Raw genomic sequence first — 19,266 nt, 5'->3', positions numbered from 1 at the left:
TGTCGTAGTCAGTAAGCGTTTTTTCTCTTGCTCAGGTCTGCGTTAGCGACAAACTCCCCAGTGATCGGAAACTCTTCGTTGCCGCTCTCTCCACCATGGTCATATGTGCCGGACCAAGTGCCACTCAGGGTTTTTTCAATGTCGTCATATTTCAATGTCAGGCTCCCGCTCACAGAGACGTGCAGATCACCCGTCGCAGGATTGGAATAGTAGGTACTTCTGACATCATCGCTATCTTTGGAGAGTTCATAGGTCAACGATTGGGGTTTAAAAGGGAACACAAACTCAAGCGTACGCGTCACACCATCCTTAGTGTGTCCAGCTGTCAGAACGTAACGCAGGCCTTCCGGGTAGGGCTTCGGCCCGAAGGAAGGTACAGAGGTAGATCGAAACTCCATGAATTGAGGGATTTTGACAAACCTGTAGTTTGGGTTGGCATCGCCGTTGATAGTGGCTGACAAATAGGTCGGCGCTAAAACCGGAGAGATCGTCGTGTAGGCTCGGGCTGCATAGCTCATGAGTTTTATCTCCATACAATATGGTTGGGGACATCCAAAGACTGACCCGTCCTACTTCTGGATGTTGTATGGAAGCGTGAATACAGTACGCCTGTAAACTGTCAGTGTTGACAGTTTACAGGCGTACGTTTTTGTGAGCTTTGAACTGCCAGAACAAGCCGTGTTTTTCAGCCGAACAATCCTGCTGCAATGTTGATCGAGAACCCGAGGATCGCCGTATTGAACACAAAACCGATCAACGACTGCGCCAGCACAATCTTTCGAATATTCCGCGTTGCAACACCCACATCCGAAGTCTGCACAGCCACGCCGATGGTGAACGAGAAGTACAGAAAATCCCAGTAATTGGGGGTGGTCAGTCCTTCAGCAAAACGCAGCGCCGGCTCTTTGCCGTCCCAGGTGTAAAACAATCTGGCGTAGTGCACACAGAAGATCACACCTATCAGCAGCCATGAGCCGGTCACTGTCAGCGCTGTGAACCCGTAGTGCATGAGTTTGCGTGAGGTTTCCAGGTCTTTGCTGCCGGCCAGTTCAAGGGTGATGGTGGCGAGACTGGCCAACGCGGCAATGCACACCACAAACAGCACCAGCCCGGCGTTCTCGTCTTCGACTTCGGCGATGCGTCGCACGTCCGGGGCCTTGGCGCGTATGGTCAGCCAGAACATCAGGATCAGGTAAGTCCAGACACCGAGGTTCCAGCCAATGAGGATTTTGCTGACGATGGAATCGGCCGGGACCAACAGGCCGGTGGCGAGGCCGAGCAGAGCGGCGGCGGAGAGGCGAGGGTGGGTGCGGGCGAGGAAGGGCATGAAAGCTCGGTAGGCGAGGGAGGTTTCACCACCTTAGCCCAGCGATGACAGATGTGGCCACTGCGCATGATGTTGGCCAATCCTTGTGGGAGCGAGCCTGCTCGCGAAGACGTCAGCATATTCAACATTAGTGTTGGCAGACCGGACGCATTCGCGAGCAGGCTCGCTCCCACAGTTTGATCAGCGTTGTTTGGTGAATCGCTGTACGAGCTTCATGACCACGACGAAAAACACTGGCACGAAGATTACTGCCAGTGTCGCGGTGATCATCCCGCCAATCACACCTGTGCCGATCGCTTGCTGACTTGCCGAGCTCGCGCCAGTTGCAATCGCGAGCGGCACCACACCGAGAATGAACGCCAGCGATGTCATCACGATCGGCCGCAGACGCAAACGCGCGGCCTGCAACGTCGCATCGATCAGATCGTGACCTTCGTCATACAAGCTCTTGGCGAACTCGATGATCAGGATCGCGTTTTTCGCCGACAGACCAATGATGGTGATCAGTCCGACCTTGAAGAACACGTCGTTGGGCATGCCGCGCAGTGTCACGGCGAGTACCGCGCCGAGCACACCAAGCGGGACAACGAGCAATACAGAGGTCGGAATCGACCAGCTCTCGTACAGCGCCGCCAGACACAGGAATACCACCAGTAGCGACAGGCCCAGCAGAATCGGCGCCTGATTGCCGGACAGGCGTTCCTGCAACGACAAACCGGTCCACTCTTGACCCAGACCTTTCGGCCCCAGCGCAACCAGTCGTTCGATTTCCGCCATGGCCTCGCCGGTACTGTGCCCAGGTGACGGTTCACCAGATATCGCGATCGCTGGATAGCCGTTGTAACGAGTCAACTGCGCCGGGCCTTGAATCCAGTTGGCCTGAACGAAGGCCGACAGCGGCACCATGTTCCCGGCGTTGTTGCGCACATGCATTTTCAGCAAATCATCCACCTGACTGCGCTGATCACCTTCGGCTTGCACGACCACCCGCTGCATGCGGCCCTGATTGGGGAAGTCATTGATGTAGCTCGAACCCACGGCAGTGGACAGCACGTTGCCAATGTCGGCGAACGATACGCCCAAGGCATTCGCCTGCTTGCGGTCGACGATCAGCTGCACCTGCGGTGCTTCGGCCAGTGCGCTTTCACGGACGTTCATCAATACCGGACTTTTCTCGGCGGCGGCGAGCAGTTCCGTACGCGCCTGCATCAACGTCGCATGGCCCAGACCACCGCGATCCTGCAAGCGGAACTCGAAACCGCTGGACGTGCCAAGGCCATCCACCGGCGGCGGCAGCACCGAGAAGGCCATGGCGTCCTTGATCTGGCTCAGCGCCGCGTTGGCGCGATCGGCGATCGAGCTGGCAGCATCGTCACTGCCACGTTCCGACCAATCCTTGAGCGTCGAAAACGCCAGCGCTGCGTTCTGCCCGCTACCGGAGAAACTGAAACCCAGGATCACCACACTGTCACTGATTCCCGGCTCACCGGCGTTGTGCGCTTCGAGCTGTTCGGCCACTTGTACAGTACGGTTCTTCGTTGCGCCGGGTGGCAGCTGAATATCGGTGATGGTGTAGCCCTGATCCTCGGTCGGCAGAAACGAGGAGGGCAGGCGCGCAAAACAGATTCCGAGTCCAATCAGCAGGACCACGTAGATCATCAGGTAGCGACCCGTACGCTTGAGCGCATAGCCGACCCAACCCTGATAACGGTCGGTCAATTGCTCAAATCGGCGATTGAACCAGCCGAAAAATCCGGACTTCTCGTGATGCTCGCCTTTGCCGACAGGCTTGAGCAAGGTCGCGCACAATGCCGGGGTCAACGTCAGAGCAAGGAACGCCGAGAATAGAATCGAGGTGGCCATGGACAGCGAGAACTGTTGGTAGATCACCCCGACCGAACCCTGCATGAACGCCATCGGAATAAACACCGCGACCAGCACCAGAGTAATGCCGATGATCGCCCCGGTGATCTGCGTCATCGCCTTGCGCGTGGCTTCCTTGGGCGACAGGCCCTCGCTGGCCATGATGCGCTCGACGTTCTCCACCACGACGATGGCGTCATCCACCAGAATGCCGATGGCCAGCACCATGCCGAACATGGTCAGCACGTTGATCGAGAACCCCAGCGCCAGCATGGTCGCGAAAGTGCCCATCAACGCCACCGGCACCACCAGTGTCGGGATCAGCGTGTAGCGCACGTTTTGCAGGAACAGGAACATCACTGCAAATACCAGCAGCATCGCTTCGCCGAGGGTGTAGATCACTTTGGTAATCGAGACTTTGACGAATGGCGAAGTGTCGTAAGGAATCTTGTATTCCACGCCAGCCGGGAAGTAGCGCGCCAGTTCGTCCATTTTCGCCCGCACCAGTGTCGCGGTGTTCAGCGCGTTGGCGCCTGGAGAAAGCTGCACGCCAACGGCGGTGGACGGCTTGCCGTTCAGGCGTGTACCGAACTGATATTCCTGACTGCCGATCTCCACTCGCGCGACATCACCGATGCGCACCGTGGAGCCATCGCGATTGGCCTTGAGCACGATGTCGGCGAATTCCTGCGGAGTCAACAATTGGCCTTTGACCAGAATTGTCGCGGTGATTTCCTGCGTCGAAGGTGACGGCAGATCACCGATGCTACCTGCCGAAACCTGGGCGTTCTGCGCAACAATGGCGTCGTTGACATCGGCCGGCGTCAGGTTGAACGCGATGAGCTTCTGCGGATCGATCCAGATGCGCATAGCCCGCTCGGCACCATACAACTGCGCCTTGCCGACACCGTCCAGACGCTTTATCTCGTTCATCACGTTGCGCGCCAGATAATCGCTGAGCGCCACGTCATCGAGCTTGCCGTCGCTGGAGGTCAAAGTGATCAGCAAGAGGAAACCGGAAGAGACCTTCTCCACCTGCAATCCCTGCTGATTGACCGCTTGCGGCAGGCGCGACTCGACCACCTTGAGGCGGTTTTGCACATCGACCTGCGCCAGCTCGGGATTGGTGCCCGGCTGAAAGGTTGCCTTGATCGTCGCGCTGCCCAGGCTGCTCTGCGATTCGAAATAGAGCAAGTGATCGGCGCCGTTGAGCTCTTCCTCGATCAGGCTGACCACGCTTTCATCGACGGTTTGCGCCGAGGCGCCAGGGTAGACGGCGTAAATCTCGATTTGCGGCGGGGCGACGTCGGGGTATTGCGCCACCGGCAACTGCGGAATGGCCAGCGCACCGGCCAACAGAATGAACAGGGCGACCACCCAGGCGAACACCGGGCGGTCGATAAAGAACTGCGGCATATAGAAGCGTCCTGCTTACTGACCAGTGGTCTGGGCAAGTGGAAGTGGGGTTTCGTCGATCTGCACCTTTTCCCCGGGACGGGCGTGTTGCAGGCCTTCGATGACAACACGGTCGCCGGGCTTCAGGCCGCCGGTGACGATCCAGCGATTGTTCTGCACCGCACCCAGTTGCACCGGTTGCTGCGCCACGCGCATCTGTTCATCGACAGTCAGCACCTGGGCAATGCCGGCACTGTCACGCTGCACCGCGCGTTGCGGTACGGTGATGCCGTTCTGGATGGTTGCCTGCTCAAGGCGTACGCGGATGAAGCTGCCCGGCAGCAAGTCGAGATCCGGATTGGGAAACTCGCTGCGCACAATGATCTGCCCGGTGCCGGGATCGACCGTGATGTCGCTGAACAGCAGCTTGCCGGGCAACGGATACACGCTACCGTCATCCTGAATCAGCGTGGCCTTCGCTTGATCCTGACCGACTTCCTGCAACTGCCCGGAGCGCAATGCCCGGCGCAGTTCATTGAGCTCGCGGGTCGACTGGGTGAGGTCGGCATGGATCGGGTTGAGTTGCTGAATCAACGCAAGCGGCGTGGTTTCGTTCTGCCCGACCAGCGCACCCTCGGTGACCAAGGCGCGACCGATACGGCCGGAAATCGGCGCGGTCACGGTGGCATAACCGAGGTTCAGTTTTGCCCGTTCCAGCGCTGCTTTGCTGGCCGCGACATCAGCGGCGGTCTGCCGGGCAGCGGCGCGGGCGTTGTCGTAGTCCTGACCGCTGATGGCCTGATCCTCGATCAACTGCGCATAGCGTTGTTCTTGCAATCTGGCCTGAAAGGCGTTGGCCTCGGCTTTGCGCAGCGCGGCTTCGGCACTGTCCAGATCCGCCTTGAAGGGTGCCGGGTCGATGCGGAACAGCACATCGCCTTTTTTCACGTCACTGCCTTCGCGGTAGGTGCGTTGCAACACTACGCCGGCCACTCGCGCACGCACTTCGGCAATCCGTGGCGCGGCGATGCGGCCGCTCAGTTCGCTGCTGATCGACAATGGCTGGGTTTTGATGGTCTCGATGCGCACCGTAGCCGGCGGCGTCTGCTCTTCGGCGTTCGAGGATGAGTCACAGGCGCTCAGCGTCAGCGCCAATGCGATCAGGCCGAGCCCGGCCAGCAGTTTTCCAGACATGTACAACCCCCAATATTGAAGGCCGCATCCTACGGCCAGACGGGGAGGTTAGCGGTGAAGCTTTGTAGCTGCTGTGTGAAATTGTGTAAGGGTTTTGCTCGGTGGTGCGCGAGGGCGTATATCCTGCAGGCCTTGAAATTTATTGCGACAGTTCGATCGCTTTCGCGAGCAGGCTCGCTCCCACAGGAGATCGCATTTCAATGTGCGAGCGAATGAGTCCCGACTGTCGCCACAGCATTCTCTGGAACACCCCATGCCCAACATTCTCCTGGTCGAAGACGACACCGCCCTCGCCGAACTGATTTCCAGCTACCTGGAGCGCAACGGTTATTCCGTCAGCGTCATCGGCCGTGGCGACCATGTGCGCGAGCGGGCGCGGATCAGTCCGCCGGATCTGGTGATCCTCGACCTCATGCTGCCGGGCCTCGACGGCTTGCAGGTGTGCCGTTTGCTGCGTGCCGATTCGGCGACACTGCCGATCCTCATGCTCACGGCCCGCGATGACAGTCATGATCAGGTACTGGGCCTGGAAATGGGCGCTGACGACTACGTCACCAAACCCTGCGAGCCACGAGTGCTGCTGGCGCGAGTGCGCACGTTGTTGCGGCGCAGCAGCCTCGGCGAACCGCTGGCGGTCAACGATCGGATCGTCATGGGCAATCTGTGCATCGATCTGTCCGAGCGCACCGTGACCTGGCGTGATCAAGCGGTTGAACTGTCCAGCGGCGAATACAATTTGCTGGTGGTGCTGGCCCGGCATGCCGGCGAAGTGCTGAGTCGCGATCAGATTCTTCAGCGGCTGCGCGGTATTGAATTCAATGGCACTGACCGCTCGGTGGACGTGGCGATTTCCAAGCTGCGGCGCAAATTCGATGATCACGCCGGCGAGGCGCGCAAGATCAAGACCGTGTGGGGCAAGGGCTATCTGTTCAGCCGCTCCGAGTGGGAATGCTGAGCTGATGTTTCGCATTCTGTTTCGCCTGTATCTGGTGACAATCGTCTCCTATAGTGCGGCGATCTATCTGGTGCCGGATCTGGTGGTCATGGCCTTTCGGGACCGCTTCGTCACCTACAACCTGGAGTTCTCCCGAGGTCTGCAATCGCTGATCACCAAGCAGTTTCATGCTGCGCCGCAAGAGCAATGGCCGGCGATTGCGGCGGCGATGGACAAGGAATTCCAGCCGCTGCACATCGTCCTGACGCCAATCGACGACCCGGTGTTCACGCCCATCGAGCAGGAACGTTTGCACCGTGGTGAGAACGTGGTGCGCATCGGCGATTGGGGCTGGCGAACGCTGGCGGTGACTCCGCTGAATGCGGACATAGCCGTGCGTATGGTCGTACCGCCGGATCCTGTCGACGTCGATCTGTTGTACTGGAGCATCAACGTGCTGATCGGCGCCATGTTGCTCGGCTGCCTGCTGCTCTGGTTGCGCCCGCACTGGCGCGATCTTGAACGTTTGAAAGGCACCGCCGAACGCTTCGGCAAAGGCCACTTGAGCGAGCGAACCAGAATTGCCCCTAGTTCGAACATCGGCAGTCTCGCCAATGTGTTCGACACTATGGCCGGCGATATTGAAAACCTGCTCAACCAGCAGCGCGATCTGCTTAACGCTGTTTCCCATGAGCTGCGTACGCCGTTGACGCGTCTGGATTTCGGCCTGGCGCTGGCGTTGTCCGAAGACTTGCCAGCCGCCAGTCGCGAGCGTTTGCAGAGCCTGGTTGCGCATATTCGTGAACTGGATGAACTGGTGCTGGAGTTGCTTTCCTACAGCCGCTTGCAGAATCCGGCGCAATTGCCCGAGCGCATCGAGGTGTCGCTGGACGAGTTCATCGACAGCATTCTCGGCAGCGTCGATGAGGAACTGGAGTCGCCAGACATCGTGATTGACGTTCTGCTGCACGGTCAACTCGAACGCTTCGCGCTGGATCCGCGCCTGACCGCCCGGGCTATCCAGAACCTGTTGCGCAATGCCATGCGCTATTGCGAAAAGCGCATTCAGATCGGTGTGCAGGTCATTGCCGGAGGGTGTGAGATATGGGTCGACGATGATGGTATCGGCATTCCCGACGATGAGCGCGAGCGGATTTTCGAACCGTTCTACAGGCTCGACCGCAGCCGTGATCGCGCGACGGGTGGGTTCGGCCTCGGTTTGGCGATAAGCCGCCGAGCGCTGGAAGCGCAGGGCGGCACACTTACCGTTGAGAGTTCGCCGCTGGGTGGGGCGCGATTCAGGCTGTGGTTGCCGGCCACGGCCTGAACCGTATGACGAATTTCAGGGCTGCGTTGTGCCGCTGGTCTGCAACACACATTGCTGGGTTTTACTGTCCCACACCTGGCCTTTCGGACATTCGGGCTTTTTCACGGCGTCGCTTTCATCGACAGCGAATACAGCAGGGCTGGACAGGGCGGCGACCAGCAGCGGGACGGCGAATAGCGCTTGGCGGATATTCATGGTCAATCTCCACTTTCATCGGCTTGGAGCGGAAGTTGTTGTGCTCTTTTGCAGTGACTGTTCAGTCATTAGGAAGATTCAAAGTTCTGCAGCGGGCCATTGACTTGTCATCCGCTGGCAGGCTAATTTCCAGCCCATGACTTTCACCGTATCGCGCTGCCAGCCAAGCATTATTACCGCCATTCCTCATTTGGCGGGCTAGCTCACGGCTGCAGCACCCAACCCGCCCTAGAGGCGGGTTTTTACTTTCTGTCTCCGGGGTTCTGAAAAATGTCAGGAGACGACCATGCCGCACAGCCCCGACCAGCAAGCCCTGCTTGAGCATTACGTGAAAAAGATCCTGGCCGCACCGGTGTACGACATTGCGGTGCGTACGCCGTTGCAGCTTGCGCCGGCGTTGTCGGAAACATTGGGCAATCGGGTCCTGCTCAAGCGCGAAGATCTGCAACCGACGTTCTCTTTCAAGATCCGTGGTGCTTACAACAAACTCGTGCAACTGAGCGATGAGCAGCGAGCGCGGGGAGTGATCACTGCATCGGCGGGTAATCACGCGCAGGGTGTAGCGCTGGCGGCACGGGAATTGGGCATTGCCGCGACGATCGTCATGCCGTCTACCACCCCTGAGCTCAAGGTGCTCGGCGTGCGCAGTCGCGGTGCCGACGCATTGCTGCATGGCGAGAGTTTCCCCTTTGCTCTGGCCCATGCGTTGCATTTGGCCGAACAGACCGGATGCACGTTCGTTTCACCATTCGATGATCCTGACGTGATCGCCGGACAAGGCACGGTGGCAATGGAAATCCTGCGCCAGCATCAAGGCGCGCTGGACGCCATCTTCATTCCGGTCGGGGGCGGAGGTTTGATCGCCGGTATCGCGGCCTACGTCAAATACCTGCGCCCGGAAGTGCGGATCATCGGCGTCGAATCCGAACATTCGGCGTGCCTGCAAGCGGCTTTAAATGCGGACGAGCGGGTGGTTCTACCTAGCGTCGGCACCTTCGCCGACGGCGTAGCGGTTGCGCAGATTGGCGCGTATGGCTTTGAGGTTTGCCGCTTCTGCGTAGATGAAGTGATCACGGTCAGCAATGACGAACTCTGCGCCGCGATCAAGAATATCTACGACGATACCCGTTCGATCACTGAACCTTCGGGTGCGCTGGCTGTTGCGGGGATCAAGCAGTACGTGGCGCGCAGTGGGGTTCGCGATCAGACATTCGTCGCCATCGACTCCGGGGCCAACATCAACTTCGACAGCCTGCGCCATGTCGCCGAACGCGCCGCTGCTTGCGGCGTGCCGGCGTGATGTCGATCAGGGCAGCAGCGGGCGCAGAAACGTGCGCTCGTAACTGACGATGAATTTCTTCTCGACCAGATCGGCAACCAGTGCGGTGCTTTCCGGGTCTGTCATTGCAATATGTCGATAGCTTTCGTAATCGGCCAGCGATGGGAAACTGAACAGGCAATAAGCAATGTTGCTCGCGCCCTCCGAGGGGAGGAAGTAGCCGTGGTGGGTGCCGCCCAAGCGCTCAACGATGTCGAGCCACGCTTTGGCATAGGCTTCGAAAGCGGGTAACTGGTAAGGATCGATCACATATCTGACGTGGCAAGTAATCAAGGGCTGGGCTCCGGTTATTCCTGCAGGGCGGTGCCGACTTTGTCCGACGCCGACCAGATGCGATAGCGCACTTCGACGTCCGAAGGCGCGTACACCACGACTGGCAGCTTGCTGTTGTAGCGCAACATGAAGCCATCACCGACGACCGGAACGAACGCGCGCTTTTTCTTGCTGCCAGGCGGGCAGGCCATCATCGTGCTCATCGGGCCGATGACCTTTTCCAGGCGATAGAACGGATAGCCCCAGCCTTGCAGATTCTTTTCATCGAGCACACCGCCCAGACGCTGGCGATTGCAATCCACTTCGAGGGTTTTGCCGGCGAGAATTTCAACCTGGAAATTCTCTTCCTGCTCTTGCTTGGGCAGATGGATGACTTGTCGGGTAAACCCGGCTTCGGCTTTGGGATACGGCGCGATGTCTTCGAGCTTGGCGGCGTGGGCTAGAGTGGAAAGGTTGGCGATCAACAGGCCGGTGATCGCGCAAACGCTTAAGGAATTCATGGAGGCCTCCGTGCGGGTTGAATTGCAATGGGAGACATTCTTGCCGTCATGGTCGTCGAAAGCAAATTCGCCTGAAGATTGCAGATTGCAGTGGACGGGTGGTCGATTCATGCAATTTGCAAATAGCAGGATACTGGCCACATTTCCAAGTGCTTGATTTTGAAGGGAGCAAAACGAACCGATCAAAGGCACGTTTTATGCGTTCTTTTGGTGAGGCGCACAGGATTTGGGCGCCTACACTCCAATGGGCATTTCGCAGTACCACCACTTGCCGCACCAGGGAAACAGCGGGGGCACACCCGTGAAGGCGCAGCAGAGGGTCAGCGTGAATACTTGATTGGCAATCGCACAGAAAGGAGAGGGTTCGCCATGTTTTTATCTGCCTTGGAATTACGCAACATCATTGAAAGCAGCTTCTTGCCGAAACGCTGCCAGTGCACGCTGTCACCCGACTTGTCGATGTCCGTCAAAGTATTTGGCGACCATCGAACCGACCAAGCCGATCTCTACGTCAGTGGAATCGACGCCAGCCGCCTGAACAGCTGCCGTGAAATCAACAACCTGGTCGCTGGCCTGCGCTCCGACCTCGCGCAACAAACCACGACACATCAAACCAGCGCTCGCTCTCGAGCCGTTTAACCAACCGTTTTACCCAGTTTGACCGTCACGCGCCGGGCCTGCACGAAACCTAGGCCCAGCGCGAACTCGACCAGCACCGCGAGCAAAATCCCGGGGCCGGCATGGCCATTGAGCCATTCGCCAAAACCCAACGCCGCCAAACCGAAACAGCCGACGATGAAACCATTGCTCAGTGCACTGCGTGCCGCTGACGGCGGAGCATTGCGCAGCAAATAAAACATCACCCCCAACGCCGCAAACAGCACCGCGCTGCGCCTTGCGACTACGCCAGTGCCTTCCGAATAGCCAATGCTCCAGATCGCCAGCGACACCTCCGGAAAAAATCCCCAGACCAGCGCCAGCAGAAAACACAGGATTGAAGTGAAGCTCGACAACGTGCGGAACGACAACTGCATGGCCAATCCTTGCGGCAGTAGGGAAGGCCCTGAGCATAACCGCCGAAGCCACCCCAAGCCTATGGCCAACCGGAAAATCAGAAGCGTCTGTCAGTTCTGTTGACTGCAAGCGTCAGATAATTTCCTGTAACTGATTTGTGCGGGCTTGCCGGTGTTGTCTATGTATTTCATGTCGGCGGTGATGACTTTGCATTCCAGGGTCGGCGGCTCGGTTAGCGAAAGCACCTTCGCCACGTGTAGTGGCATGCCGTATTGGTAGGGTGTTTGATTCGATGTGGCGGAGGTGTCGTTGGCTTGGGCCAGTGCGGCGTATGAGCAGCAGGCGAGGGTGGCGGTGAGCAGGAAGGGACGAATGTTCATGAGAGGACTCCAGCGTTGCGGGTAGGCGCCCGGCACGAAGCCGGGCGAGCCTGCCGCAGTCGGTTTCAGCGCGATGCCTGAGCGGAACAGTACTGTAGAGTCTTTGATTCGAGGATCAAGGGGGGTAATTGGACTAATTAAGCTGAATAGATCGGGGATCAAGCGGTAAGCACATTTAACCAAAGATATTTGCATTGAAGCGATTGCCGATCAGCCATAACCAGGAGCGATGATCCTGATTATGGCTCTCAAGTAGTTCGCGTCCTAACTCATTATTGATTAAAGTGAATTAACGACTCAGTTTTTCGGGAAAAAAGGACAGCGGAGGATGTGTAGCAGCCCATTTCTTTGTTTGCTCGTGCGCTTCGGAAATTTGTGCGGGTGTCAACTTGGCTGCAATGAGAGGGAGTTTGTATTCAACGTTTTCTTGCATTCCACCCCCGCCGTTCAGAATACTTAAGGATGAAACTAGTGAATAGCCTTTAACGGGGTCATATGGAAATCCATATGTGTCGGGCTCATGAGCAAGATATGAGCCATATCCATACACTGATTCCGCATAACCTGCTATCGCTGCTTGCTCATTCCAGTGTCTAAAACCTTCAAGATCTCCGCTCTCGAAAAGAAGAGCCGCATACTCCATCATGGAACGCGGATTTCCTGCTTCAGCGGACAGTTTGAACCATTTTTTTACTTCTTCTGTTCGTTTCCAAGGTAAGAAAAATCCATCACCTTGCTTATAAGATACCGCCAGCCAGTACTGGGCCTGATCGTCACCCGCAATAGCTGCTTTTTCAAGCCACTGATCGTCTAGGGTAATTTCATACATAATGTACATTGCTTCAGCGTTACCGTTTTTTGCTTTCTCTATAGCCTGTTTCTTGGCTTCGTTCAGCCACTCGATCGGATCTTTCTGAGGCGGTTTGCAGTCGCGAGTGATATCGCATAGATCTTTTTCACTCCGTCCTAGCTGAATCATGGCGTATAGGTTGCCTTGATTAGCCGACGCCTCATACCAAGCCCTAGCTTCGGAGCTCATGTAGTGATTTTTTTTTCTAAGCACTTCCGCTAACAAATATTGAGCTTCACTATCTCCTGCCTCCGATGCGATCAATAAAAAAGGCTTGGCAGACTCGGTCTTCAATTGATTATAAAGGACAATGCCATGGTTTTTGGCCTGCTCTTGGCGTGGGGCGAGTTCTGCCAGAGAGGAGCTAGCAGAAGTGAGGAATATAACTACTGAGAATAGTGAGCGCAGCCACATATGCTTGTCTCTTTAATTCATTAATGGATGGTCGGAATAAATTTAGCCACACCTGCTGGTACGTATGTTCGTCCTTGATATTGGCTGCGCTGGCAAGATCCGTCACGTTTTGCACCTAACAATTTGACATGATCTTTATAGCGCGTTCGCATTTCCTCCCCTGAGGGAACAGTAAGGCGAAGGACTGCCTCAGTCATGAAATTATCAAGCGCCAAACGGTTTTCGCAATATTTCTCCTCAGCATTAGCTGGCTTCATTCCAAACTTATTCATGCACATGCAAATTTGCTCAAATTGATACTGAGCTTGTTCGATTGAATTTTGCTTGGTTGCACTTTTTACAATCCAGCCGAGAATGCGCTCAATGGCCTGCTGCTGAACTAGATGCGCTTGATCACTGTCATATTTGCGCTCTTTTTTATCAGGTTTATCTGAGTTATTCGAATAATTTACAGAGAAATCATCAGGTGGGCTAATGAGTGTCATCAATAATGGTCCGAGCGCGCCTGGAATCGCATTGATGCACCACTCCTCAAGCTCCTCCACTGGATCGTAAAACATAATCGTATCAGCAATAGATCCGCCTTTACCTGTCGCAGTCAAGCTCTCATAAAGCGTCATCACCGCATCAGCGCCCATAAGATAAATCATCCGAATATCAAAACCGCCAATGGCCAGCGTATTTAATTTTGAAAGGTACGCATAGGTTTCGTCTTCAATGACAAAGTAAGGGTTCTGTTTGTTTTTATATAGTTCTCTACGGAACATGTTAAGCAGCTCGGTGACGGCATCGTAGCCGACTTCGAACTTGAAGGAGCCACCGACGCCTGGGCCGGCGATCAACGCTGCCTTGAGCACCAGAATCAGACGGCCCTCGTGCAGGGAAATACTCGCCTCAGCCCTCGCTCCGAGACCGGCAGCGGCGTTGAGTTCCACAGTCAAACGCGCAAGGCTGAACCATTCGCTGGCTTTCATTCCGGCAGCTTTTCCGGAAACGGGTGCTTTGGTTAGCAAGGCTACTTCGCCGGGTGGTGCCCAATTTAGCGCTCCGGTGACCATTATCCCGGTTTGCAGACCGGCGAATAGATTAAATGCGGCTTTCGCGCCATCCTGTATCTGTAGCGTTTCAGGAGCTTTTTTAATCTGTCCACTTTTTTCAGTTCTCGCGTAGCTGCGCTTATCGGGGTTGCGCACAACCGGTTCCGGAGGAGCTAAATGGAACCCAGCGTTGCTGACATCCAATGCAATTTCCGAAGAAAGCAACAATGATGCTCCTGCATAGCCCCAAGCCTTCGCGCCTAAATAGAGCGAAAAACGTCCAAGATTCATCTTTTGCTGCATGTCTTCTGCATTTCGGTACGTGATGACAATATCTTTCGCGCTGGCACGATCTGGCAAGTCGACTTTAAAAAGCTCGACCTCGCCTCTGGCAAGATCAACGGCAAAAGTAGCCTTGGCGGAGGCTTGGAATCCTTCGGCCAGAGTCCAGTCCGGCCCCTCTACTTTTGTCGATGAATGGATAGTTTCCGTGGTGGAGGGCATTAGGCATCGAACCAACTGGGCTTGCGGTGTGATGTCGAAAATGCGGAATGTCTTGCGTACGTTGTCCTTGAACAACACTTGCTGCAATCGGTCCCCCCATTCTTTACGGGTACCAGCGTTCTCCAGCGCAGTGACCTTGTACTTTTTGTTTTCAAGGTAGGCGTTGAATTTTTCGATTTCGAACCACCCTTCGGCTGAGAACCAATCGCTTTCCTGATCCTTGATTCTTAACGCGCCTTCACTTTTCAGCCACTGTCCAAACAAACTCAGTTCAGTGTCCGTCGTTGCTTTTCCATCGCTATTGCCCGGACGCTTCATCAGATCTTTGACCTTGGCGCCAACTTTCTTCCAGTCATCCTTAACGGTTTGTTTGAGTCGTGGCAGCGAATACATGCTGAGATAGGTCAGCGGTTTTTTCAGGCTGTCCGCCATGCTCATCTCGGCCAGCGGAAAGCCGTTTTTGATCAAGCGCTCTTCAGGTCTTGCCTGAAATTGCTCTGGCTCCCACAACAGATGACGGCGAACAATTGCCGTTTCCACATTGCTCTCAGCCTGAAGTCGTAGTTTTTCTTTCGAAGCCTGCAAGCGGTCCCAGTCGGCACGTTCATTAGTGACCAGGTTGGTGGGCGCTTTGGCTTGTCGGCCACTTGCCTCGATCCAGCCTTTGTACTTGGCGCTGAGACGTTCATTGGTCTCTTTTTGCTCTTTCTCGAGCGCCATATATTGCTTGAACAGGTCGACTCCACTTTCGACTGCTCCGCCCTCAGAAATCAGCGCGAACTCCGGCAATGCGATCCCATATTGTGCAACGTCGGTGATGGCCTCCAGATAAGCGCTGTAGGTCGCTTTCCTTTCCTTACGTTTGATTTCCTGGTCGCGTACATAGGTGCAGAGCATCAACTGATTGTTAGTGCCGCACATCGCGATCTCGTCGATTCGCTTTTTATCTTGAGCGAGCATCGGCGCGAGCTCTGCCGAGGTTAACGTGGTGAGATCCTTGTCCTCTAACAGCGCTTCTCGCGCTTTCAGATACTTTTGAACGGCTTCCCGGGCCGCGATGGCTTTGGGCGCATAAAGGTTGCCGCTTTCGTACGCGTAGCCTTTTTCCTTAGCGGCGGCGATGGCCATGCGCTTGAGCTTTTGCCATTCGCTATGCATGCCACGTACGCGGGTTGCAGCATCCCGGGCGGACATGAAATGGTTTCTTTTAAGCTGATCTTGCTCAAGGGCGGTAAGCTGAGTGGAAGAATCTTCTGGCGCCGTGGTTTTTAAGTTCTGCTGAGCGTCTAGAAGTGCTGCATCCAGATTGCTGATATTCGGATGTTGAGCTTCGATTTCTAGCATCCGTGCTTTCTCGTCACCCTCAAGAAAGTTTGCCAGTTTAGGCTCTAGGAAATACTCAAGGAGTCCCGACTCGTAGAGCCCTTTTTTCCGTTCTTCTGGAGATTTGCTTGAGCTGACCTTCTGTTCCAAGTCACTGGAAGCTTCTTTCAGGGCGGAGTTTGTCCGCTCTGGTAGTAACCAGAAGGATTCATTTTCCGTATCGTAAATTGCACTGCCATAAATGGTGGAGCAGGGCGTTTTCACTTTGTCGTGATCGCCTGGTGTGTCTTCCGGCGCTTCGGGCTGTTCACCAATATCCCGAGGCGGTTTTGCACAAGTTTCATCGGCAACTACCGGTTTTGCAGGTGCCGATTCGGTGTTAGGTGCTGCGCTGGTATTTTGTTCCATTTCGCTTCCATTCATTCTTAACGGACGGGTTCATCAAGCAACGCTGGTGGTGAGTTGCTGCAGCTGCTGTACTTTGATGAACGACTCTTCCCTGGATTGCAGGATGGCCATTGCCTGTGGCTGTGTTTCAAGCAGTGGACCATTTGTGATTGACCCCAGCTTCAGCAAGTGACGGCCTTCGTAAATATTGTGGGCAACCAGCACATTGAGGTTTGCCACAAGGTTGGGCAGATGCTCATCGCTCGGCTCGCCGTAATCTGCGTGATGTTCATCTGCCCAATAAACCCAACCCAAATGCTCTTGAACGTTCGCCGCGGATGGCGGCAGGCTGAACACTGAAGTATCGCCCAGCCATTCGACTTCCGAGACGGCGCGCCAACTGAGCCATGGACCTTCATTGCGCCCAAAATGAACCGGCGCTGGGCTGTATACGTGCTGCCAAGGGCCGAACAGCTGATGGGAGTTGTCGCCAGCGGTATAGGCCAGCGCGGCCCACAGGCTTGGCTTGTGGTAGCTCAGCAGGCTTTGTCCGCCAGAGCCATCATTAGCGCGCAAGAGCCAGCGCGCATGGGCGAGCGCTTTGTCAGAATCAGCTGTGGTAATGGCAATGCCAGAGAAATTTTCCTCGCACAGCTTTGCTGCCTCAGCCGCAAGGCGACTGCCCCATGGCGCGGTGATCCAGAGCGGACCGTCAGCGGCGATCTCAGCGAAGGCGGTTTTGAGGAACAGGCCCTGTGCATCCACCACCGGTTCGCCAACACGATAAAGGCGGCTCATCGCGTCAGGCTGTCGAACCGGGTCAATAATGAAACACAGTGTTGATTCAGAGCTTTCTCTCGGTAAATCAACGAACCCATGGCGTGGAGCTTCGAGGAGGGCGCTGAGCGCTTTCACATGCATGTGCAATCCTTACGGCTGCAGGCGCCGTTGCTTTGCTTGCCGCACAACGGCGTTATTCCAGACTCATTCAGACGTTTGGGCAGCGGGACAGGGACTTTCCCCGCCTTATCCGCATCCACAACCTTCATCGGCCCCGGCAGCAACGGCGCCGCCGGCGTGCCCACCCCGGGCGAGCCGCCGGTATTGACCTTCACCTCAGCGCCGCTGATGGTCACGCCACCCGCATCGACCTTGACGAAGCTGCCGCCAGCCTTGGCGGTCAGTTCCATGGCGCCTTCGACCACGACTCTCTGGCCGGCGTAATAATGGATTTCGTTGCCGGCCTCAACAAACTGCCCAGTCCCAACCTTCACATGCTGCGTCACTCCCACCGTCAGGTGATCATCCGCGCGCATCTCACTGATGCGATTCAGATGGGTGATCCGGTGTTCTTCGACCTTGAACTCGCTCAACACGTTGGCTTCAACGGTGTCGTGGCGTTCGTTGCCGACGCGGATTTTCTGGTCGTGTTCGATGTTTTCGTCCCAGTCGCGCTGGGCGTGGATGTAGATCTGTTCGGCGCCTTTTTTGTCTTCGATGCGGAATTCGTTGTAGCCCTTGCCGCCCGGGGAGCTGAGGGTTTTGAAGGTGCTGCGGGTCTTGTTGGCCGGCAGGTCGTAAGGGACGACGTTTTCCTTGTGGTACAGGCAGCCGGTGACGAGGGGCTGGTCGGGGTCGCCTTCGAGGAAGGTGACGAGGACTTCCATGCCGATGCGCGGGATGGCAATGCCGCCGTAAGCTGCGCCGGCCCAGCCGCTGGCGACGCGCATCCAGCAGGTGGTTTTATCATCGGACTGGCCGTCGCGGTCCCAGTGGAACTGCACTTTGATGCGGCCGTACTGATCGCAGTGGATCTCCTCACCGGGCGGGCCGGTGACGACGGCGGTCTGGCTGCCGAGGACTTTCGGTTTCGGATGTTCGAGGGCAGGGCGGTAGTGCGCGTCCCACGGGGTGGCGAGGAAGCTGTTGCGGTAGCCCTGGTGGAAATCGCTTTTGTTGTCGGTGACGTCGCTGGTGACGTTTTCGCCGAGCACTTGCGGCTGTTTGCCTTCGTGGAAGACTTCCAGCAGCAGCCACAGATCGTTCCACTCGGCGCGCGGGTGTTCGGCGAGCGTGAGGAAATGGCCGCTGGTCAGCGTCGGTTCATCACCTTTGCCTTCGGCGAGTTTGTAGTCGCTGCGATGGCGCTCGAGGGCGCGGGTTGAGAGGAACTTGCCGCGCTCGCGAGTCGTGAAGCGGCCGGGGTAATCGTAGTCTTCCAGGTCCGGGGCGAATTCGGATTTGACCGCGCCTTCGGGCAGCAGCTTGGGTTTTTCGAAATCGTAGTCGCGGCGGCTGACGCGGGTGGTGCGGGTTTCCAGGCGCAGGTTGAAGCGCTTGATCACCGGCTTCTCGGCGGCCATGCCGGAGTCTTGCTGGTAGCTGACCGGCTTCAGTTTGCGGAACACCGTCTGGTCGTCGCCGAACACCAGTTTGTGGCCGCTGCTGCTGTGCTGGAAGTGGAAGTGGATGCCTTCCTCTTCGCACAGACGCTGGATGAAATGCAGGTCGGACTCATCGTATTGCACGCAATACTCGCGTTCCGGATACTCGGCGCCGAGCTGGAAGCTGTAGGCGTCAGAGAGAATGCCGCGATCTTCCAGCACCTGGGCGATGATTTTCGGCACCGTCAGTTGCTGGAAGATCTGCTGATCATGGTTGTGCTGCAGATACGCCAGTTGCGGCATCAGGCTGATGCTGTAGCGGGTCAGGGTCTTGCCGGAGTCGCCCTGCTCGATGCGATAGACCTGGCCGTGAATCTTGCCTTCGCCGGTAGCGCCGAAGGTCAGGCAGGCGCGCTTGTGCAGCAGCTCTTCGAGCTTCAGGTCGGGGCGGGCGCTGACCAGTTCGAGGTCGAAACGGAACGGTTCGTTGAGGGCTTCGCGACCGGTGAAGCTGAGGACTTGCAGGTCGGCGTTGGCGTCTTCGATCGAGAGGGTGATGTGGGTTGCATTGGCGTCCAGCATGCCTTGAATTCCGTCCGTTGAATAAGCAGGTGATGGATGTTGCA

At 56.6% G+C, this 19,266-nt stretch carries 16 protein-coding genes and 1 pseudogene; 4 read left to right on the top strand and 13 right to left on the bottom strand.

The genetic code is table 11. The annotated features are described in order from the left end of the window. Positions 1-8: 8 nt before the first annotated feature. The 4 genes from PSH90_RS14645 to PSH90_RS14630 all read right to left on the bottom strand — a co-directional run bounded on the left by PSH90_RS14645 (position 9) and on the right by PSH90_RS14630 (position 5,779). Positions 9-518, bottom strand: coding sequence for a hypothetical protein (locus tag PSH90_RS14645; RefSeq protein WP_252886295.1), 510 nt, complete (start codon positions 516-518; stop codon positions 9-11). Between the two features lie 167 nt (positions 519-685). Next, positions 686-1,327 carry a DUF1345 domain-containing protein gene (locus tag PSH90_RS14640; protein ID WP_252886294.1) on the bottom strand — a complete coding sequence of 214 codons (642 nt, stop codon included), beginning with the start codon at positions 1,325-1,327 and terminating at the stop codon, positions 686-688. A gap of 180 nt (positions 1,328-1,507) precedes the next feature. Continuing rightward, positions 1,508-4,606 (bottom strand): efflux RND transporter permease subunit, encoded by a 3,099-nt coding sequence (locus PSH90_RS14635; RefSeq protein ID WP_252886293.1) that lies wholly within the window; start codon positions 4,604-4,606, stop codon positions 1,508-1,510. A gap of 15 nt (positions 4,607-4,621) precedes the next feature. Continuing rightward, entirely contained in the window at positions 4,622-5,779 is a 1,158-nt protein-coding gene (locus PSH90_RS14630) for an efflux RND transporter periplasmic adaptor subunit (RefSeq protein WP_252867688.1), read from the bottom strand. A gap of 253 nt (positions 5,780-6,032) precedes the next feature. Between PSH90_RS14630 and PSH90_RS14625 the strand changes: the two genes are divergently transcribed. Next, positions 6,033-6,734, top strand: a complete 702-nt coding sequence (locus tag PSH90_RS14625) for a response regulator transcription factor (protein WP_016774890.1) — start codon at positions 6,033-6,035, stop codon at positions 6,732-6,734. Positions 6,735-6,738: 4 nt separating this feature from the next. Next, complete coding sequence (locus PSH90_RS14620; protein ID WP_252886292.1) at positions 6,739-8,040, top strand: ATP-binding protein; 1,302 nt, start codon at positions 6,739-6,741, stop codon at positions 8,038-8,040. Positions 8,041-8,055: 15 nt separating this feature from the next. Here the strand turns inward: PSH90_RS14620 and PSH90_RS14615 are convergent, their stop codons facing one another. Continuing rightward, entirely contained in the window at positions 8,056-8,235 is a 180-nt protein-coding gene (locus tag PSH90_RS14615) for a hypothetical protein (RefSeq protein ID WP_016774888.1), read from the bottom strand. 286 nt (positions 8,236-8,521) lie between these two features. On the opposite strand from PSH90_RS14615, the pseudogene ilvA reads away from it, so the two are divergent. Then, a pseudogene (gene ilvA, locus PSH90_RS14610) lies at positions 8,522-9,511 on the top strand (threonine ammonia-lyase, biosynthetic); the annotation flags it as partial. A gap of 30 nt (positions 9,512-9,541) precedes the next feature. Here the strand turns inward: ilvA and PSH90_RS14605 are convergent. Further along, on the bottom strand, positions 9,542-9,847 hold the full coding sequence (locus tag PSH90_RS14605; protein WP_056789713.1) for an NIPSNAP family protein: 306 nt from the start codon (positions 9,845-9,847) through the stop codon (positions 9,542-9,544). A gap of 14 nt (positions 9,848-9,861) precedes the next feature. Further along, positions 9,862-10,347, bottom strand: coding sequence for a serine protease inhibitor ecotin (gene eco, locus PSH90_RS14600; protein ID WP_252882121.1), 486 nt, complete (start codon positions 10,345-10,347; stop codon positions 9,862-9,864). Positions 10,348-10,716: 369 nt separating this feature from the next. On the opposite strand from eco, the gene PSH90_RS14595 reads away from it, so the two are divergent. Further along, positions 10,717-10,986, top strand: a complete 270-nt coding sequence (locus PSH90_RS14595; protein WP_016774885.1) for a DUF1652 domain-containing protein — start codon at positions 10,717-10,719, stop codon at positions 10,984-10,986. Here PSH90_RS14595 and PSH90_RS14590 read toward each other — a convergent pair. From PSH90_RS14590 to PSH90_RS14565, 6 genes are all read right to left on the bottom strand, one after another. Then, positions 10,983-11,381 (bottom strand): hypothetical protein, encoded by a 399-nt coding sequence (locus tag PSH90_RS14590; RefSeq protein WP_305380870.1) that lies wholly within the window; start codon positions 11,379-11,381, stop codon positions 10,983-10,985. The two genes, PSH90_RS14595 and PSH90_RS14590, sit on opposite strands and share 4 nt — an antisense overlap. A gap of 90 nt (positions 11,382-11,471) precedes the next feature. Continuing rightward, positions 11,472-11,741, bottom strand: coding sequence for a DUF2790 domain-containing protein (locus tag PSH90_RS14585; protein WP_125926529.1), 270 nt, complete (start codon positions 11,739-11,741; stop codon positions 11,472-11,474). Between the two features lie 289 nt (positions 11,742-12,030). Continuing rightward, positions 12,031-13,005, bottom strand: a complete 975-nt coding sequence (locus PSH90_RS14580; RefSeq protein WP_041480226.1) for a tetratricopeptide repeat protein — start codon at positions 13,003-13,005, stop codon at positions 12,031-12,033. 20 nt (positions 13,006-13,025) lie between these two features. Then, a complete protein-coding gene (locus PSH90_RS14575) occupies positions 13,026-16,277 on the bottom strand; it encodes a hypothetical protein (RefSeq protein ID WP_217848923.1) in 3,252 nt (1,083 codons plus the stop codon). 33 nt (positions 16,278-16,310) lie between these two features. Further along, positions 16,311-17,177, bottom strand: coding sequence for a DUF4123 domain-containing protein (locus tag PSH90_RS14570; protein ID WP_150740928.1), 867 nt, complete (start codon positions 17,175-17,177; stop codon positions 16,311-16,313). Next, positions 17,168-19,222: a type VI secretion system tip protein VgrG gene (locus PSH90_RS14565; protein ID WP_305380868.1), complete on the bottom strand. Its 2,055-nt coding sequence runs from the start codon at positions 19,220-19,222 to the stop codon at positions 17,168-17,170. The genes PSH90_RS14570 and PSH90_RS14565 overlap by 10 nt, the downstream gene beginning before the upstream one ends. Positions 19,223-19,266: the final 44 nt, after the last annotated feature.

The organism is Pseudomonas sp. FP1762 (genome assembly GCF_030687105.1).
GTDB classification, from domain to species: domain Bacteria; phylum Pseudomonadota; class Gammaproteobacteria; order Pseudomonadales; family Pseudomonadaceae; genus Aquipseudomonas; species Aquipseudomonas siliginis.
This window is presented reverse-complemented; position numbering and strand designations above follow the sequence as displayed.

Excerpts from the sequence above, each read along its gene's own strand:
- PSH90_RS14645 (WP_252886295.1), bottom strand. The coding sequence starts at position 518 with ATGAGCTATGCAGCCCGAGCCTACACGACGATCTCTCCGGTTTTAGCG.
- PSH90_RS14640 (WP_252886294.1), bottom strand. The coding sequence starts at position 1,327 with ATGCCCTTCCTCGCCCGCACCCACCCTCGCCTCTCCGCCGCCGCTCTG.
- PSH90_RS14635 (WP_252886293.1), bottom strand. The coding sequence starts at position 4,606 with ATGCCGCAGTTCTTTATCGACCGCCCGGTGTTCGCCTGGGTGGTCGCC.
- PSH90_RS14630 (WP_252867688.1), bottom strand. The coding sequence starts at position 5,779 with ATGTCTGGAAAACTGCTGGCCGGGCTCGGCCTGATCGCATTGGCGCTG.
- PSH90_RS14625 (WP_016774890.1), top strand. The coding sequence starts at position 6,033 with ATGCCCAACATTCTCCTGGTCGAAGACGACACCGCCCTCGCCGAACTG.
- PSH90_RS14620 (WP_252886292.1), top strand. The coding sequence starts at position 6,739 with ATGTTTCGCATTCTGTTTCGCCTGTATCTGGTGACAATCGTCTCCTAT.
- PSH90_RS14615 (WP_016774888.1), bottom strand. The coding sequence starts at position 8,235 with ATGAATATCCGCCAAGCGCTATTCGCCGTCCCGCTGCTGGTCGCCGCC.
- eco (WP_252882121.1), bottom strand. The coding sequence starts at position 10,347 with ATGAATTCCTTAAGCGTTTGCGCGATCACCGGCCTGTTGATCGCCAAC.
- PSH90_RS14595 (WP_016774885.1), top strand. The coding sequence starts at position 10,717 with ATGTTTTTATCTGCCTTGGAATTACGCAACATCATTGAAAGCAGCTTC.
- PSH90_RS14590 (WP_305380870.1), bottom strand. The coding sequence starts at position 11,381 with ATGCAGTTGTCGTTCCGCACGTTGTCGAGCTTCACTTCAATCCTGTGT.
- PSH90_RS14585 (WP_125926529.1), bottom strand. The coding sequence starts at position 11,741 with ATGAACATTCGTCCCTTCCTGCTCACCGCCACCCTCGCCTGCTGCTCA.
- PSH90_RS14580 (WP_041480226.1), bottom strand. The coding sequence starts at position 13,005 with ATGTGGCTGCGCTCACTATTCTCAGTAGTTATATTCCTCACTTCTGCT.
- PSH90_RS14575 (WP_217848923.1), bottom strand. The coding sequence starts at position 16,277 with ATGGAACAAAATACCAGCGCAGCACCTAACACCGAATCGGCACCTGCA.
- PSH90_RS14570 (WP_150740928.1), bottom strand. The coding sequence starts at position 17,177 with ATGCATGTGAAAGCGCTCAGCGCCCTCCTCGAAGCTCCACGCCATGGG.
- PSH90_RS14565 (WP_305380868.1), bottom strand. The coding sequence starts at position 19,222 with ATGCTGGACGCCAATGCAACCCACATCACCCTCTCGATCGAAGACGCC.